General features: G+C 43.8%; 2 protein-coding genes and 1 pseudogene. 1 reads left to right on the forward strand and 2 read right to left on the reverse strand.

Annotated features, from left to right (window positions below; translation table 11 throughout):
• Together JGK07_RS33355 and JGK07_RS32760 are read right to left on the reverse strand one after the other, a co-directional pair.
• Nucleotides 1–151, reverse strand: a pseudogene (locus JGK07_RS33355) (RNA-guided endonuclease TnpB family protein); the annotation flags it as partial.
• A gap of 92 nt (nt 152–243) precedes the next feature.
• Nucleotides 244–645, reverse strand: coding sequence for a hypothetical protein (locus tag JGK07_RS32760; RefSeq protein WP_293187083.1), 402 nt, complete (start codon nt 643–645; stop codon nt 244–246).
• Nucleotides 646–743: 98 nt separating this feature from the next.
• On the opposite strand from JGK07_RS32760, the gene JGK07_RS32765 reads away from it, so the two are divergent.
• Nucleotides 744–1532: an SDR family oxidoreductase gene (locus tag JGK07_RS32765; protein ID WP_293193907.1), complete on the forward strand. Its 789-nt coding sequence runs from the start codon at nt 744–746 to the stop codon at nt 1530–1532.
• The last annotated feature ends 110 nt before the right edge of the window (nt 1533–1642 follow it).

The raw sequence follows: 1642 nt of genomic DNA on the forward strand, positions 1-1642 counted from the left end.
TGTAATTGATATAACCCCATCCATAGACAAAACTTTGACGGATAAGGTAGTTAGCCGCGTTGTACAAATTTTTGGATTTAAAGGCTAATTCGTCAATTTTAACAAAACGATTCTCGGTGGATTTAATGATGTGCCTCTCTGCTAGTTGCATTCAGACTCTCCATTTTTGGACGCTCGCAATAATTCTCTCAGTTGACCATTTTGACTATATGATACTACTATTGCTTACTACTGCTTACAAACTTAATAAAGTTTTATAATACTAATAAAGCTCGGCAGCAGCAATATCGGCATAGTTTTCGCCACGGGCCACCGAATCATCGGGAAAGGCAGGTTAATCAGCCAAATTATCCCCGCTGCGCCACCCAGCAAACCGCCAACCCAGATGATTTTATCAAAAAATCCGGGCGCGCGGTTGGCTTTAACAGCAGCTTTGAGAGCTTCTTCGCTGAAGTTGGGAAATTCGTCTTTGAAAGTATCGCGGATTTCTTCTCTGGATGCGAAAGTGCCGTTTTGCGATCGCAATTTTTCCAGCCGCTTCATCACCATCTTGCGGTAAACCCCACCCGCTAGAGCATCATCAGCCGCGCACTTGTCAACTTGGGCCCGTAAAATGTCAAAAGCTCGATCGGTAAGACGCCCCATAAAACTCACCTATTCCCTATTTAATTATTCTACAGGCTGCTAGACGAGATAATTGTTAAAATATATAAAGCCCCAATCAAATAATCTAAATTAAGTTCATGCCAACTGCTTTAATCACCGGTGCTTCAGGCGGAATAGGCGCAGCCTTTGCCATCGAATTAGCCCAACGCCAGCACAATCTAATCTTGGTAGCTCGTTCCGAAGCCAAATTGCAGCAGCTAGCTGCTAAACTGCAACAGGAATTCAATATTTTGGTCGAAATTATCGTTCAAGATTTGACTGCGCCAGGAGCCACCACTGCTGTATTTGATGCGGTTGCCCAAAAAGGTTGGACGGTTGATTTGTTGGTGAACAATGCGGGTTTTGGGGATTATGGTGCTTTTGCCGATCGCCCTTTAGCAAAACAAGTAGGAATTCTGCAACTGAATATTGTAGCATTAGTTGAACTATCGCACTTATTTTTATCGGGAATGCGGGATAGAAAATCGGGAAGTATCATCAATGTTGCTTCTATTGCAGCCTTTCAACCGATGCCGTATTTATCAATTTATGCAGCAACTAAAGCTTTTGTCTTGAGTTTCAGCGAGGCACTTTGGGCGGAAAACAAAGATTTAGGAATTCGGGTTTTAGCACTTTGTGCGGGCCCCACAGAATCCGATTTTTTTAAAGCAGCAGAATTTCCGGCATCCCTAGCATCTAGCAGCGGGCAAAAACTCGTCCCCGCCGATGAAGTAGTGCGAGATGCACTCAAAGCTTTAGAGAAAAATCAGTCTAACGTCGTGACGGGCGGATTCCCCAATCCACTCATCGTAAATATGCCCCGATTTATGCCGCGAGAACTTTTGGTAAACTCGATAGCCAAGCTATTTCAGCGTAAGCCAGGATAACTGAAGGTGGCCAGAAACCGGGTTTTTCTCGAAATAATTCGTTGTCACCTTAAATATCGTAAAAAACCCGGTTTCTTTTAACTCAACGATGTGGGCAGAAACCGGGTTTT

Origin of the sequence: Microcoleus sp. PH2017_24_DOB_U_A (assembly GCF_020738205.1) — a bacterium.
Lineage (GTDB): Bacteria > Cyanobacteriota > Cyanobacteriia > Cyanobacteriales > Microcoleaceae > Microcoleus.

What these genes read in the sequence shown, in the direction of transcription:
- JGK07_RS32760 (WP_293187083.1), bottom strand. Translation starts at nt 645, where the DNA reads ATGGGGCGTCTTACCGATCGAGCTTTTGACATTTTACGGGCCCAAGTT.
- JGK07_RS32765 (WP_293193907.1), top strand. Translation starts at nt 744, where the DNA reads ATGCCAACTGCTTTAATCACCGGTGCTTCAGGCGGAATAGGCGCAGCC.